The organism is Streptococcus sp. HJ1 (genome assembly GCF_052399005.1).
Lineage (GTDB): Bacteria > Bacillota > Bacilli > Lactobacillales > Streptococcaceae > Streptococcus.
This window is the reverse complement of the sequence record NZ_CP199005.1, coordinates 775,103-788,034: the sequence shown is the minus strand read 5'-3', so window position 1 is coordinate 788,034 and position 12,932 is coordinate 775,103. Positions and strand designations below refer to the sequence as shown.

The 12,932-nt window shown below is 42.6% G+C and carries 15 protein-coding genes; 1 reads left to right on the top strand and 14 read right to left on the bottom strand.

Annotation, left to right across the window (positions count from 1 at the left end; translation table 11 throughout):
• Positions 1-18 precede the first annotated feature (18 nt).
• The 3 genes from murB to budA all read right to left on the bottom strand — a co-directional run bounded on the left by murB (position 19) and on the right by budA (position 2,529).
• A complete protein-coding gene (gene murB / locus ACT17O_RS03905; protein ID WP_033629495.1) occupies positions 19-924 on the bottom strand; it encodes a UDP-N-acetylmuramate dehydrogenase in 906 nt (301 codons plus the stop codon).
• 111 nt (positions 925-1,035) lie between these two features.
• The gene (locus ACT17O_RS03900; RefSeq protein ID WP_198464559.1) at positions 1,036-1,788 is read right to left on the bottom strand and encodes a YhfC family intramembrane metalloprotease; all 753 of its coding nucleotides are present in this window, start codon (positions 1,786-1,788) and stop codon (positions 1,036-1,038) included.
• 9 nt (positions 1,789-1,797) lie between these two features.
• On the bottom strand, positions 1,798-2,529 hold the full coding sequence (gene budA / locus ACT17O_RS03895; RefSeq protein ID WP_000375405.1) for an acetolactate decarboxylase: 732 nt from the start codon (positions 2,527-2,529) through the stop codon (positions 1,798-1,800).
• A gap of 145 nt (positions 2,530-2,674) precedes the next feature.
• Here budA and ACT17O_RS03890 point away from each other — a divergent pair, with 145 nt between their 5' ends.
• Positions 2,675-3,946 carry an aminotransferase-like domain-containing protein gene (locus ACT17O_RS03890; protein ID WP_444817775.1) on the top strand — a complete coding sequence of 424 codons (1,272 nt, stop codon included), beginning with the start codon at positions 2,675-2,677 and terminating at the stop codon, positions 3,944-3,946.
• 19 nt (positions 3,947-3,965) lie between these two features.
• Here the strand turns inward: ACT17O_RS03890 and ACT17O_RS03885 are convergent, their stop codons facing one another.
• From ACT17O_RS03885 to ACT17O_RS03835, 11 genes are all read right to left on the bottom strand, one after another.
• The gene (locus ACT17O_RS03885; RefSeq protein ID WP_049477691.1) at positions 3,966-4,781 is read right to left on the bottom strand and encodes an ABC transporter substrate-binding protein; all 816 of its coding nucleotides are present in this window, start codon (positions 4,779-4,781) and stop codon (positions 3,966-3,968) included.
• A 157-nt stretch (positions 4,782-4,938) separates the two neighbouring features.
• The gene (gene phoU / locus ACT17O_RS03880; RefSeq protein ID WP_000946469.1) at positions 4,939-5,592 is read right to left on the bottom strand and encodes a phosphate signaling complex protein PhoU; all 654 of its coding nucleotides are present in this window, start codon (positions 5,590-5,592) and stop codon (positions 4,939-4,941) included.
• A gap of 11 nt (positions 5,593-5,603) precedes the next feature.
• Entirely contained in the window at positions 5,604-6,362 is a 759-nt protein-coding gene (gene pstB / locus ACT17O_RS03875; protein ID WP_001287329.1) for a phosphate ABC transporter ATP-binding protein PstB, read from the bottom strand.
• A 12-nt stretch (positions 6,363-6,374) separates the two neighbouring features.
• Complete coding sequence (gene pstB / locus ACT17O_RS03870) at positions 6,375-7,178, bottom strand: phosphate ABC transporter ATP-binding protein PstB (protein WP_000049851.1); 804 nt, start codon at positions 7,176-7,178, stop codon at positions 6,375-6,377.
• A gap of 10 nt (positions 7,179-7,188) precedes the next feature.
• Positions 7,189-8,073 (bottom strand): phosphate ABC transporter permease PstA, encoded by an 885-nt coding sequence (gene pstA / locus ACT17O_RS03865; protein ID WP_444817774.1) that lies wholly within the window; start codon positions 8,071-8,073, stop codon positions 7,189-7,191.
• Entirely contained in the window at positions 8,063-8,980 is a 918-nt protein-coding gene (pstC, locus tag ACT17O_RS03860; RefSeq protein WP_001070951.1) for a phosphate ABC transporter permease subunit PstC, read from the bottom strand. The genes pstA and pstC overlap by 11 nt, the downstream gene beginning before the upstream one ends.
• Positions 8,980-9,858 (bottom strand): phosphate ABC transporter substrate-binding protein PstS, encoded by an 879-nt coding sequence (locus ACT17O_RS03855; protein ID WP_007520299.1) that lies wholly within the window; start codon positions 9,856-9,858, stop codon positions 8,980-8,982. Before ACT17O_RS03855 ends, pstC begins: the two co-directional genes overlap by 1 nt.
• Before the next feature lie 210 nt (positions 9,859-10,068).
• Positions 10,069-11,373, bottom strand: a complete 1,305-nt coding sequence (locus ACT17O_RS03850) for an RsmF rRNA methyltransferase first C-terminal domain-containing protein (protein WP_444817773.1) — start codon at positions 11,371-11,373, stop codon at positions 10,069-10,071.
• Positions 11,374-12,147 (bottom strand): inositol monophosphatase family protein, encoded by a 774-nt coding sequence (locus ACT17O_RS03845; RefSeq protein ID WP_444817772.1) that lies wholly within the window; start codon positions 12,145-12,147, stop codon positions 11,374-11,376.
• Positions 12,137-12,415, bottom strand: a complete 279-nt coding sequence (locus ACT17O_RS03840; RefSeq protein WP_049505535.1) for a UPF0223 family protein — start codon at positions 12,413-12,415, stop codon at positions 12,137-12,139. The genes ACT17O_RS03845 and ACT17O_RS03840 overlap by 11 nt, the downstream gene beginning before the upstream one ends.
• Positions 12,416-12,817, bottom strand: a complete 402-nt coding sequence (locus ACT17O_RS03835) for a Spx/MgsR family RNA polymerase-binding regulatory protein (RefSeq protein WP_000631261.1) — start codon at positions 12,815-12,817, stop codon at positions 12,416-12,418.
• Between the last annotated feature and the right edge of the window lie 115 nt (positions 12,818-12,932).

Below are 12,932 nucleotides of genomic sequence, written 5' to 3'. Positions count from 1 at the left end.
TGCTATGTAAAAATAATGTTATTCGTGTTCACCCAAGATACGAACTTCTCGCTCTAAGGTAACACCTGAATGTTCTTTAACTTTTTCAATGACAGACTCAATTAAGTCTTCATAATCTCTTGCAGTCCCATCGGCTACATTAATCATAAAGCCTGCATGTTTTTCTGAGACTTCGACACCACCGATACGGTAGCCCTTCAAACCAGCTTCTGAAATCAATTGTCCTGCAAAATGCCCGACTGGACGCTTAAAGACTGAACCGCAAGATGGGTATTCTAAAGGTTGTTTGAGTTCACGTAGGTGCGTCAAGCGATCCATCTCTTGCTCGATAACCTGATGATTCCCTGGAGCTAGGGCAAATTTAGCTGACAAGACAATAGCCCCAGAATCCTGAATAGCTGAATGGCGGTAACCAAAAGCCAAGTCCTTGACTGACAAGGTCTCGATTTCCCCTTCCTTGGTCAAAATTTGACAAGACTGCAAGATGTGAGCAATCTCTCCTCCGTAGGCACCCGCATTCATAAAGACAGCTCCTCCAATGCTTCCCGGAATACCGCAAGCAAACTCAAAACCAGTCAAACTATGACGAAGGGCAATACGTGTTGTCTCGATCAAATTAGCACCCGCTTCTGCTTCGATGGTATAGCCATCAACCGAAACGTTATTAAGCTTATCGCACAAGATGACAAAACCACGGATTCCACCTTCACGAACGATGATATTGCTGGCATTCCCAAGCACCATCCAGGGAATATTCTCTTGATTGGCAAATTGGACGACACGGGCCATCTCATAGCGATTGCGTGGCAAAACTAGATAATCCGCTCGACCTCCAACCTTGGTATAGGTATAGGTCTTCAAAGGTTCCTTAAAACGAATATCAATTCCTTCTAAGATTTCAAGCATTTTTTCTTTTACTGACATGTCACTCTTCCTTTTTCAAAATTCATTCCATTATACCATTTTTAGAGACATTTGACGACCATAAAAAGAGCTTGTTTTATCTTTACATAAAAAAAGAGGTCACCCCTCTTTTTATGATTTTTTCCAAAATGTAGATTTGGTTAGCCAGATAAAGACTAGAAGTTCTACGAAAAGAATGAACTCAACTAGAAGCGGATTTGCAATCCAGCCCACTTGAGATAGAGCTGGAGCTAAGTCAAACAAGGCATGTAATCCATAGGCAGCAAGGAGGTAGATCCATTTCTTTTGACGAACACTTTGATAGACCCAGATAGAAAGACCAATTTGCAGAACCAGAGCAAGCACACGTTCTACTCCTAGTAAATAAACCTGCCATACAGAAAGAGACTGGACCGTTTCGAGTGTAGTCTTTGGAAGGAGATTGGCTACATCAGTATTTGAAGACTGAATGAGTGAAAAAAGAATCAACAAACTGATCAAGCTTCCCATTCCGAGATAGAGCATCTCCAAGCCCCCATGTCCCAAACCATAAGCCAAAGCATCTCGATCTTCTAGCTTTCTCTTTTTCTCCAACCATTTAAAAAAGACAAGACGAGCTGTTTCCTCAAAGAGGGCCGCCATGGCGATTCCATAAAGCACATATAAGAAAGGCTGCTCCTGCATAAGCGGAATGGTTCCATCTTTTTGCGGATGGAGTACCAGAAGGTGAACCATCTTCTCTAACACTTGAGAAGAAACAAAAAATGCGATTGCCCCCAAGCCCATCACTGCAAGAGAGATTTTAAACCGTTTTTTAGCATACCAAGTTCCACTTACTAGAATGAGAACCAAAGCGATCATGGTAAGGATAATATGTACTGTCATCTTTTTCTCCTATTCTGACTTATCAATATCTTTCTTCATCTCGTCAACGTTAAATTTGGCGAATAAATACTGGCGATCTTGGACTGGAAAACGTTGGTCCAACTGGTCGACTGCCCCAACCTCAATCATTCCTTCTTTGATAACAAAGTCCATCACATGCCCACCAAAGGTCAAATCATCTGAGATAAAATGCAAATGATAGCCTGCAACACTCACCCCATGGAAAATCTCCGGTGTCCAAAATCCAACAATAGTTCCCGATACATTTTCACGGCTATATTCAGGTTGGTGAGTCGCCACATCAGCAAACTTGGTATCAGGTGTGGATTTGGGAATCATCCGCACATGCATTTGTGAAAATTCGCCATGAATCTTGATGGAACGAAAAAGATTTTCCCCATCATAGTAGGACTCAATTCGTTTTTCCAATTCCTTGTCCGTCATTTCAAAGCGCTGACGGAAAATCACTTCTGCCTGATGAGGAACCACTGCTGCATAGGGAATAAGAGCATCCGCTGCCACCTCAACGATTTCAGGCGTTTGACCAGATCCCTTGGCTTGATAAGCCTTGCCATCAAGAACAATCAACTCCCCGTCAATCGAATCCAAAGTCCCCAAGCCGAGGTCACCATGTTCCAGCAATTCTCCTACTGTCATAGTTCCACCATAGAGACCTGCCATTAGGGCACCTAAAGTATTGTATTGAAATAATTTAACCGGTTCCTGCACTTTTCTATCCATTCTCTTTCTTATCTTCTGTTCAATGAATCATCATACTTTCTAAGTATACCACATTTGCTCCTAGTTGTGAAAGGGAGAAATGCTTTTCCCATTGCCAAGTAGGCAAAAAAAAGGTACAATGTAACAAAATCAACGGAGGTCTGGAATGAAGAAAGAAAGTAAATACCAAGCAGTCGTTTCCTTTCTCAAAAAAGGGATTGAATCAGGAAAATTTCCAACTGGTAGCCGGCTTCCCTCCATCCGTCAACTGAGCCAAGACTTCCACTGTAGCAAGGACACTATCCAACGAGCCCTGCTAGAATTACGCCATGAACAATACCTCTATGCCAAGCCCCAAAGTGGCTATTATGTTCTGGAACAAGGACAGCATCAGGATTTGGAAATCGAAGTCACTGACGAGCATGCCAGTGCCTATGACGACTTCCGACTCTGTGTCAACGAAACCCTGATAGGCCGAGAAAACTACCTCTTCAACTACTATGACAACCAAGAAGGCCTTGAGGAACTCAGACAATCTGTCCATCAACTCCTCTTTGACCAAGCCCTCTACTGTAAACCCGACCAATTGGTTCTAACATCTGGCACCCAGCAAGCTCTCTTTATCCTTTCTCAGATTAACTTTCCGAGCGAGGGAGAAGAAATTTTGGTCGAACAACCGACTTACCACCGGATGAACCGCCTCTTGGTCGCTCAAGGATTAGCCTACCAGACCATTGAACGCCGTATTGATGGCATTGACCTTGAAGAACTGGAAGAACAGTTTAAATCTGGGAAAATCAAGTTTTTCTACACCATTCCTCGCTTCCACTATCCCCTAGGTCATTCCTATTCTGATCAGGAAAAAAGGGCTATTCTGGATCTAGCAAACCAGTATGGTGTTTACATCGTAGAGGATGACTATTTAGGGGACTTAGACTTTAAAAAGGGACAAACCTTCCACTATCTGGATACTGAGGATCGCGTCATTTATATCAAGTCCTTCTCAACCAGTCTCTTTCCAGCCCTTCGTATTACCGCTCTCATTCTCCCAAATGCCCTAAAAGAGGCCTTTGTTGCCTACAAAAATATCCTGGACTATGACAGCAATCTCATCATGCAAAAGGCTCTTTCTCTTTACATTGATAGCCAGTTATTTGAAAAAAATCGACTGGCCAGACTGACACTTCAAGAGAACTATCAGGCCCGGATGAAGGAGCTACTTGAAAAAAACACCTGTCCCTTGCCCCACTATCCTCTACACGATGGTCTTTTGCTTGATTTGAGACACTATCCTAAGATTGCCAGTTTGAAACACAGCTCACTCAAACTAGACTTTTTTGAGAAGGCTTATTTGGATGCCTGCCCTTATCAGTTCGCCAAAGTCACTCTTGAAAATCTAGAAGAGCTATTAGAATACATAAAAGCAGAGTTGGATTAAAGTCCAACTCTGCTTTTTCTTATTGTTCAACTTCCGTTAGTTTCGCTGCTTTTTCAAGATAGTTTTGATAGGTTCCGTCGTCTTTCAGTTTTTGGATAACCTTATCTACTACCGCTTTCAAGTCTGATTGATCCTTCTTGATAGCAACGGCATTGGCTTCGCCATCTTTCATTGTCAAGTTAACAGATGCAACGACAAGATCTGAGTTTTTACCTGCGTAGCTAAGAGCAACTGGTTCATCCATATGAACAGCATCCACTTTTCCAGCCTGCAACTCATTGACGGCTTCACCCATATTGGTCAAGGATGTCAACTGGGCATTTGGCAATTGTTCCTTGACCATGGTTTCTGGCACAGTTCCCTTTTGAGCTGCGATATTGGCACTTGCGAGGCTTGAAAGATCCTTGTATTTGTCTAAATCGGCTTTTCTAACCAAGAAGCTCATTTTGTTTTCATAGTAAGGGATTGAAAAGTCAAAGACTTCCTTTCTCTCATCTGTTGCACTAATTCCTGCAATGGCTAAGTCAGCCTTTCCAGTTTGAAGACTGGTCAAGACATTGTCAAAACTCATGCTAGAGATTTCAAGTTTAACCCCAAGCTCATCTGCAATCGCTTGAGCCATATCAATATCTGCACCAACCACTTGGTTTTTACCATCTACCAAGGCTTGGAATTCAAATGGTGCATAGTCTGGGCTGGTCGCAACGACTAGCTTTCCTTTTTGTTTAATAGCGTCCACAGCAGATTGGGAACTATCCGTTCCTGACTGGCAAGCTACTAAAATCATGCTGGCAAGCATGCTACATACAACTAATATCCATTTCTTAAATTTCATAAATAAACGACCTTTCTGTTAATTATGAATAATTATAACTCTTTTAAAAATAGTTGTCAACCCTTTTAGAGATTTTGATTGTAAAACAATTCTTTTCATAAAAAAGAAGACTGATTTATTTTAATCAGCCTTTTCTTCTGTATATTTAAACCGTTTCTTATAGTTCGACAATCTTACCTGTTTCAAAGTAAACAACCCATTCACAGATATTTTTTGCGTAGTCTCCGATACGTTCCAAGAAAGAAATGACCTGGAAGTAATCACGGCCTGTAACGATAGCTTCAGGATTTTTCCTAATTTCTTCTGTAGCCAAATCACGGATGCTATCAAAGTAATGGTTGATTTTTTCATCCATCGCCGCTACTTCGTAGGCTTGATCCACAGAACCGTTGAGATAAAGATCTAGAGCTGCTTCGACGAAGTTTTTCACGTCGCGTCCCATCTTTTTGATTTCTTCTTCAACAGAAGGGATACGTTGCTCCCCCTTCATACGAATAGTCGCCTCAGCGATAGACACTGCATGATCTCCCATGCGTTCTACGTCTGACACTGCCTTGAGAACGGTCAAGACGGTACGAAGATCTTGCGAAACAGGTTGTTGGAGGGCAATCATTTCAAATGATTTCTTTTCCAACTTCACTTCATATTCATTCACTTCTGCATCGTCTTCGATGACTTCTTTTGCCAAATCACGGTCATGCGTGACAAAGGCACGCACTGTACGATTGATCTGCGAGAGCACTTCTTGTCCCATAGCATAGAACTGGTTGTGCAATTTCTCCAAATCTTCTTCAAATTGAGATCGTAACATCATTCAACTCCTTATCCAAATTTTCCTGTAATATAATCTTCTGTTTCCTTGTTTTGTGGGTCTAGGAACATCTTCTTCGTATCGTTAAACTCGATCAAATCCCCATCTAGGAAAAATCCTGTTTTATCAGAGATACGTGAGGCTTGTTGCATCGAACGCGTTACCAAGAGCATGGTGTACTTATCTTTAAGACCATACAAGGTTTCCTCAATCTTACCTGCAGAAATAGGATCCAAAGCTGAAGTTGGTTCATCTAAGAGGATAATTTTCGGACTGGTTGCTAAGACACGAGCAACACAAACACGTTGTTGTTGTCCACCTGAGAGACCAATGGCCGAATCATGCAAACGATCCTTTACTTCATCCCAGATAGAAGCACGTTGCAAGGCCTTTTCGACCGCTTCATCAAGGACTTGCTTGTCCTTAACCCCATTGATACGTAGCCCATAGACAACATTTTCGTAGATAGACATAGGGAAGGGATTGGGCTGTTGAAAGACCATACCGATTTCCTTACGCAATTCAACCGTATCGGTACGGGGGCTGTAGATATTGTGACCATTATAGACCACTGATCCAGTTGTTGTCACCTCAGGATTTAGATCGCCCATGCGGTTGATAGCTTTGAGCAGGGTGGACTTTCCTGATCCAGAAGGACCAATCAAGGCTGTTATTTCCTTAGGTTGGAAAGAAAGGGAAACACTATTCAAGGCCTTCTTTTTATTGTAATAAACGGACAGGTCTGACACCTGTAAAATCGCTTCTGACATACCGTTTCCTTTCTAACCAAAGTGTCCCGTTACATAGTCATTGGTTGACTGTAACTTAGCATTTTGGAAAATATTGGATGTCTTATCATACTCAATCAAATCACCCAAGTAGAAAAATCCAGTGTAGTCACTTGCACGCGCAGCCTGCTGCATACTGTGGGTAACGATGATGATGGTAAAGTCCTTCTTCAATTCCAACATGGTTTCTTCCAGCTGGGCTGTCGCAATCGGATCCAAAGCTGACGCAGGCTCATCCATCAAGAGGATATCTGGTTTGACAGAAATGGCGCGAGCGATACAGAGACGTTGTTGCTGACCACCAGAAAGCATCAAGGCTGATTTGTGGAGGTCGTCTTTGACCTGATCCCAAAGGGCAGCCTGTCTTAGAGAGGTTTCTACAATTTCATCAAGTACTTTCTTGTCCTTAACACCTGCACGTTCATGAGCAAAAGTGATGTTGCGGTAAATAGACTTGGCAAATGGATTTGGACGTTGGAAGACCATTCCGATATGCTTGCGCATCTCATAGACATTGATTTCTGGACGGTTGACGTCAATCCCTCGATAGAGGATTTGACCTGTGACCTTGGCAATATCAATAGTATCATTCATCCGATTGAGACTGCGAAGATAAGTAGATTTTCCTGATCCAGAAGGACCAATCAAGGCTGTAATTTTATTTTTTTCAAATTGCATATCGATGCCCTTGATGGATTCATTTTTACCATAGTAAACATGTAAATCCTTGGTAGAGAGGGCCACTTTTTCTTCAGGAAAGGTGATGATATGCTTTTCATCCCAGTTATATTTTGACATGGCTTCTCCTTTAGGCAGCGGTTAATTTCTTGTGTAAATAGCTTCCGAGTTTGCGAGCTCCAAAGTTAAAAATCAAGATAAAGATGAGGAGCACGGCGGCAGAACCAGCAGATACAATGGTAGCATCAGGAATGGTTCCTTCACTGTTGACCTTCCAGATGTGGACAGCCAGGGTTTCTGCTTGTCGGAAGATTGAGATAGGGCTAGTAACACTGAGGATATTCCAGTTAGACCAGTCAAGGGCTGGAGCGGATTGTCCTGCAGTATAGATAAGAGCGGCGGCCTCACCAAAGATACGACCAGATGCCAAAACAACACCCGTTACGATACCTGGAAGAGCTTCTGGAATGACAACATGAACTACAGTCTCCCAACGAGAAATTCCAAGGGCCAGACCAGCCTCACGTTGCGTATGGTGAACGTGTTTTAAACTGTCCTCAACATTTCGAGTCATCTGAGGAAGGTTAAAGACTGTCAAGGCCAAGGCACCTGAAATGATTGAAAATCCATACTCAAACTGAACTACAAAGATCAAGTAACCAAAGAGACCCACAACGACTGATGGTAGAGAAGACAAAATCTCAATACAGGTTCTGACAAAATTGGTCACAGGACCTTTTTTGGCGTATTCAGCTAGGAAAATCCCAGCCCCCATAGACAAAGGCACAGAAATAATCAAGGTAATGACCAAAAGGAAGAAGGAATTATAGAGCTGAATTCCAATCCCTCCACCTGCTTGGTAAGATGATGATTTGCCAGTCAAGAAAGACCAAGAGATGTGGGGCAAACCACGAACCAAGATATAGAGAATCAAAGATGCCAAAATGGCCACGATGATACCCGCGATGGTATAGAGGACAGCTGTTGCAAGTTTATCTAATTTCTTAGCGTGCATAGTTTTTCTTTCCTCTTTCTTTCGTAATCAATTTAATCACACTGTTAAAGGCCAAACTCATCAAGAGCAAGACTAAGGCCAGTGACCAGAGAACGTTATTATCAACCGTTCCCATGACGGTATTTCCGATACCCATAGTCAATACAGATGTCAAAGTCGCAGCTGGTGTTGTTAGCGAGGTTGGGATAACTGCTGAGTTTCCGACCACCATCTGAATAGCAAGGGCTTCACCGAAGGCACGCGCCATCCCAAAGACCACTGCAGTGAAAATACCTGAACGTGCTGCTTTCAAGGTCACACGCCAGATGGTTTGCCAACGAGTGGCTCCCATAGCTAAACTAGCTTCACGGTAATGACGAGGAACAGCACGCAAGCTGTCTGTTGTCATAAAGGTTACAGTTGGTAGGATCATGACAAAAAGAACGAAAATCCCTGACAAGATCCCAAAACCAGTTCCACCAAAGACACTGCGAACAAAAGGCACCACAACTTGCAAACCGATAAATCCATAGACCACTGAAGGAATACCTACGAGAAGTTCAATGGCTGGTTGCAAGATTTTTGCACCCTTTGGTGATACTTCTGTCATAAAGACTGCAGCACCAATAGCGAAGGGAGTTGCGATGAGGGCTGATAAAATCGTCACAATAAAGGAACCCAAAATCATTGGAAGGGCACCAAATTGTTTCCCTGAAGGATTCCAAGTTTGTCCAAAGAGGAAATCAAAGATGTTGACCCCATTGACAAAGAAGGTCGATAAGCCTTTTTGGGCTACAAAAATCAAAATCATGGCCACAATGATGACAATCAAAGAAAGGCAGGTGAAGGTCAAACCTTTACCAAACTTCTCAAGGCGAGAGTTCTTTGAAGGAGAGAGTAGTTTTTTAGATAATTCTTCTTGATTCATTATTGACCTCCTTCTACTGCTGTAACGGTACCTGAAGCATCCTTTTGGACTTTCATTTCATTGATAGAGATATAGCCCATGCCCTTAACAATTCCATTTTGGGCCTCATCTGAGAGGACGAAATTCAGGAATTCAGCAGCTAACTCATTTGGCTGACCAAGTGTGTACATATGTTCATAAGACCACAAAGGCCAGTTGTTGGTCGTTACATTCTCAGATGTAGGTTCATAGCCATTCAGTTTCATGCTTTTCACTGAGTCATCTACATAGGCAAAAGCCAGGTAAGAAATGGCTCCAGGCGTTTGGGATACAATGGACTTGACCATTCCGTTAGAATCCTGTTCTTGGCTCTGCATTGCCGATTGGCCATTCATAACGACCGTATCAAACGTCGCTCGTGAACCAGAACTTGCTGCTCGGTTGATGATTGAAATGGCTAGGTCTTTGCCCCCAACTTCTTTCCAGTTGGTCACTTCACCTGTAAAGATTTTGCGAAGTTGCTCGGTTGTGAGATTTTCAACATCCACTTCCTTGTTTACAATCACTGCAAGACCAGCCACTGCAACCTTGTGGTCTACTAGAGCCGAAGCATCGATTCCTTCTTTTTCCTCTGCAAAGACGTCAGAGTTCCCGATGTCAACTGCTCCAGACTGGACTTGAGATAATCCTGTACCCGATCCACCACCTTGAACATTGACTGTTTTTCCGATGTTTCTAGAACCGAATTCATCTGCTGCCGCTTCGACAAGAGGCTGAAGAGCTGTTGAACCAACGGCTGTCATGGATTCTCCACGATCAATCCAGCTAGCACATCCTGCTAGAGAACCTGCCATCAAAAGAGCTGCAAGAGACATGACGAGCTTTTTTCTTTTTTTCACTGTTATTCTCCTTGAACATAATGATAAATGTTCTGATTTCTTCCGTTTGTCCTGATCATCCAATAATCATCAATGATTGTCCCACTTTATTTTATCTAGACATTCTACGGAGCGGACAATTCCATCGTATAATATAAGTAATAATGAAAGACTATCAGAAAAAACTCATACTTCCACTATAACATAGAATAGGCTCTTTGACTAGCTTTTTCACCTGAATCTGAGCCCTTTTGGATAATAATTTTTCAAAACATTTCCCGTTACTTTGGCAAAGCCTAATCCGTTTCCTTGAACTACAACTTGATACCATCCATTTGGTCGAGCTTCAGACAATTGAACAGTCTCACCAGCCACATATTTTACAAAGTCCTCATCATTGATTTCGACCCTTTGTTTTACTTGGCTTGGTTTCAAAGCTAATCCCAGAGCAAAACTTGGTTCGAAGCGTTTCTTCTTAAAAGTCCCCAGATGGAGGCCATTTCGGGCAATTTTGAGTTTCCCTAGATCAGGTAGCATCTCTGGCAAGAGATAGAGCTGGTCTCCAAAAGTTTGCAAGATACCAGTTAGATTGACCCGTAAGTGTTTTTGAACAAAATCATGCCACAAGTTCTGCTGTTCACGACTGAGATTGCTCTTGCTAGCTTTGAATTTAGGTGCTGGATTTTGTCCCTTAAACTGCAGGTGGGCAACAAACTGACCTTCTCCCTTGAAATGATGAGGATACATCCGCGCCGTTTCAGGAAGATCAATTCCTGCTACCATACCGTTCACATGCTCAACTGGAAGCAATTTAAATTCATAAGTATCCAGCAACCAGTGGACGATTTCTTCGTTTTCCTCAGGTGCCCAAGTACAGGTCGAATAGACCAAACGACCACCTTCAGCAAGCATGGTCACTGCATCTTCTAAAATCTCTCTTTGGAGACTGGCACATTGGCTCGGATAGTCTAGATTCCAATAATCCATGGCATCTGGTTGTTTACGGAACATCCCTTCACCCGAGCAAGGGGCATCAAGAACAATCACATCAAAGTAACCTTTAAAAACCTTGGCCAAGCGGCCAGCAGACTCATTGGTCACGACTACGTTTGTAGCTCCAAACCGCTCCATATTTTCCACTAAAATCTTAGCTCGCTTGCTTGAAATTTCGTTGGAGACAAGAACTCCTTGATTAGCCAGATAAGCTGCTAGTTGAGTGGATTTCCCACCTGGTGCTGCAGCCAAGTCCAAGACCTTCATACCAGGAAGGGGCTGAGCTATCTGGGCCACCATTTGGGCTGCAGGCTCTTGCGAATAAACGAGACCTGTCACGTGCTCTGGTGATTTCCCTGAGACTTTACCATAGTGTCCCCAAGGTGTATGGGGAATGGCATCTGCAAACGATAACTGACTTTCTTTTAAGGGATTAACCCGAAAAGCCGATACTGCTTCCTGTTTAAAAGAGGCAAGAAAATCTCTTACCTCATCTTCTAGTATCGCTTCATATTTTTCAACAAATCCTTCTGGAAATTGCATTTAGTTCTCTTTCCTTTCGTAGATATAAGACTGAATCTCTTCTTGCATCTCAATTGGCACCATCATGACCGGCTGACGCGTTTTAAAATCAGCGGGCTCACCCGATACCGTAAGAAGGCGATAACCCAGACTTTCCCCTAAGATACTGGCCGCAGCGTAATCCCATGGCTGCAGATAGGTAATATAAGTCAAAAGACGACCCGATAAAACCTTGGCAAAACTAATAGCCGCACTGCCATATACACGGACACCCAACGCTGCTCGCCCCAAATCCGCCAAGCCCCACTCATTGCTTTCAAACATACCTGAGTTACCGGCAACTAAAAATTCTTGAAGAGGTTTCTTTTTAAAAGGCGGTAAGGGCTCATTATTGCAGCAAGGAGGAAAGGCACCACCACCATGGTAACAATCACCTTTCATGACATCATAGATGATGCCAAATTTGCCCACACCATCCTCAAAATAAGCCAACATCACGGCAAAATCTTCCTGCTGGGCGACAAAGTTATTGGTACCGTCAATGGGATCAATCACCCAAACAGAACCTTGACCGACTGCAGCACGTAAACAACCCTCTTCCGCGCAAATCAAGTCCTCAGGATAGGAGGACTTGATCCGATCAACCAAGAGTTGCTGGACCTCCTTGTCCAAACGCGTCACCAAGTCGGTAGGGGAGGACTTGCGCTCAACCTGCAAATCTTCTTTCATGTGAGCCAAAATATAGTCCGCAGCTTCCTGCACAATCTGTTTGGCAAATTCAAATTTAGTTTCCAAGAGAAATCTTCCCTTCTCTTTTTTCTTTTGCTAATTGAACTGCATGATAGCAGGAATAACCGCTAGCCGTCTCAAATTCGCGACCTAGGCGCTTTTCTTCACTTTTGCTTGGAACCACAGACTTAAATTTCTTGTAAGATTCTAGCAGTTTTTTTGCTTCTACCTTATCTTCATAAGCAGCTTCAACATCATTAAAAAAAGAAAGCACTGAAGCAAGTTCTTCAGTGCTCCACGACAAATCTAGTGGGTAACTATACTGTTTGTTCATCTATCCAATACCAGCTCTCAATGTTGCTTCTTTCAATTCTTGTTTACGATAACTACGAGGGAGAAAAGCACGAATCTCATCTTCATTAAAACCGATCTGCATGCGTTTGGTATCTATAATAATTGGGCGACGCAAAAGACTAGGATATTGCTCAATCAACTGAAGCAACTCCGATACCGAGATACTCTCTACATCAATATCCAATTTTTGAAAAATTTTTGAACGAGTTGAAATGATGTCATCAGTACCATTTTCGGTCAAGGAAAGAATATGTTGTAATTCTTTTCTTGTTAAAGGACTAGTCATAATATTATGCTCTTGAAAGGGCACTTTATGCGTCTCTAACCAAGCCTTTGCCTTACGACATGATGTACAACTCGGTGATAAAAATAGTGTAATCATGCTTTTCTCTTCTTTTATCTATACTTGCTATTTCTATTATACAAAAAAATAAAGCGCTTGACTAGGTATTTTTAGAAAAAAAGCCTATTTTTTCATAGAAAATAGACTGTTTTCT

Excerpts from the sequence above, each read along its gene's own strand:
- ACT17O_RS03840 (WP_049505535.1), bottom strand. The coding sequence starts at position 12,415 with ATGAACAAACAGTATAGTTACCCACTAGATTTGTCGTGGAGCACTGAA.
- ACT17O_RS03900 (WP_198464559.1), bottom strand. The coding sequence starts at position 1,788 with ATGACAGTACATATTATCCTTACCATGATCGCTTTGGTTCTCATTCTA.
- pstC (WP_001070951.1), bottom strand. The coding sequence starts at position 8,980 with ATGAATCAAGAAGAATTATCTAAAAAACTACTCTCTCCTTCAAAGAAC.
- ACT17O_RS03835 (WP_000631261.1), bottom strand. The coding sequence starts at position 12,817 with ATGATTACACTATTTTTATCACCGAGTTGTACATCATGTCGTAAGGCA.
- budA (WP_000375405.1), bottom strand. The coding sequence starts at position 2,529 with ATGGATAGAAAAGTGCAGGAACCGGTTAAATTATTTCAATACAATACT.
- murB (WP_033629495.1), bottom strand. The coding sequence starts at position 924 with ATGTCAGTAAAAGAAAAAATGCTTGAAATCTTAGAAGGAATTGATATT.
- pstB (WP_001287329.1), bottom strand. The coding sequence starts at position 6,362 with ATGTCAGAAGCGATTTTACAGGTGTCAGACCTGTCCGTTTATTACAAT.
- pstB (WP_000049851.1), bottom strand. The coding sequence starts at position 7,178 with ATGTCAAAATATAACTGGGATGAAAAGCATATCATCACCTTTCCTGAA.
- phoU (WP_000946469.1), bottom strand. The coding sequence starts at position 5,592 with ATGTTACGATCTCAATTTGAAGAAGATTTGGAGAAATTGCACAACCAG.
- pstA (WP_444817774.1), bottom strand. The coding sequence starts at position 8,073 with ATGCACGCTAAGAAATTAGATAAACTTGCAACAGCTGTCCTCTATACC.
- ACT17O_RS03850 (WP_444817773.1), bottom strand. The coding sequence starts at position 11,373 with ATGCAATTTCCAGAAGGATTTGTTGAAAAATATGAAGCGATACTAGAA.
- ACT17O_RS03890 (WP_444817775.1), top strand. The coding sequence starts at position 2,675 with ATGAAGAAAGAAAGTAAATACCAAGCAGTCGTTTCCTTTCTCAAAAAA.
- ACT17O_RS03885 (WP_049477691.1), bottom strand. The coding sequence starts at position 4,781 with ATGAAATTTAAGAAATGGATATTAGTTGTATGTAGCATGCTTGCCAGC.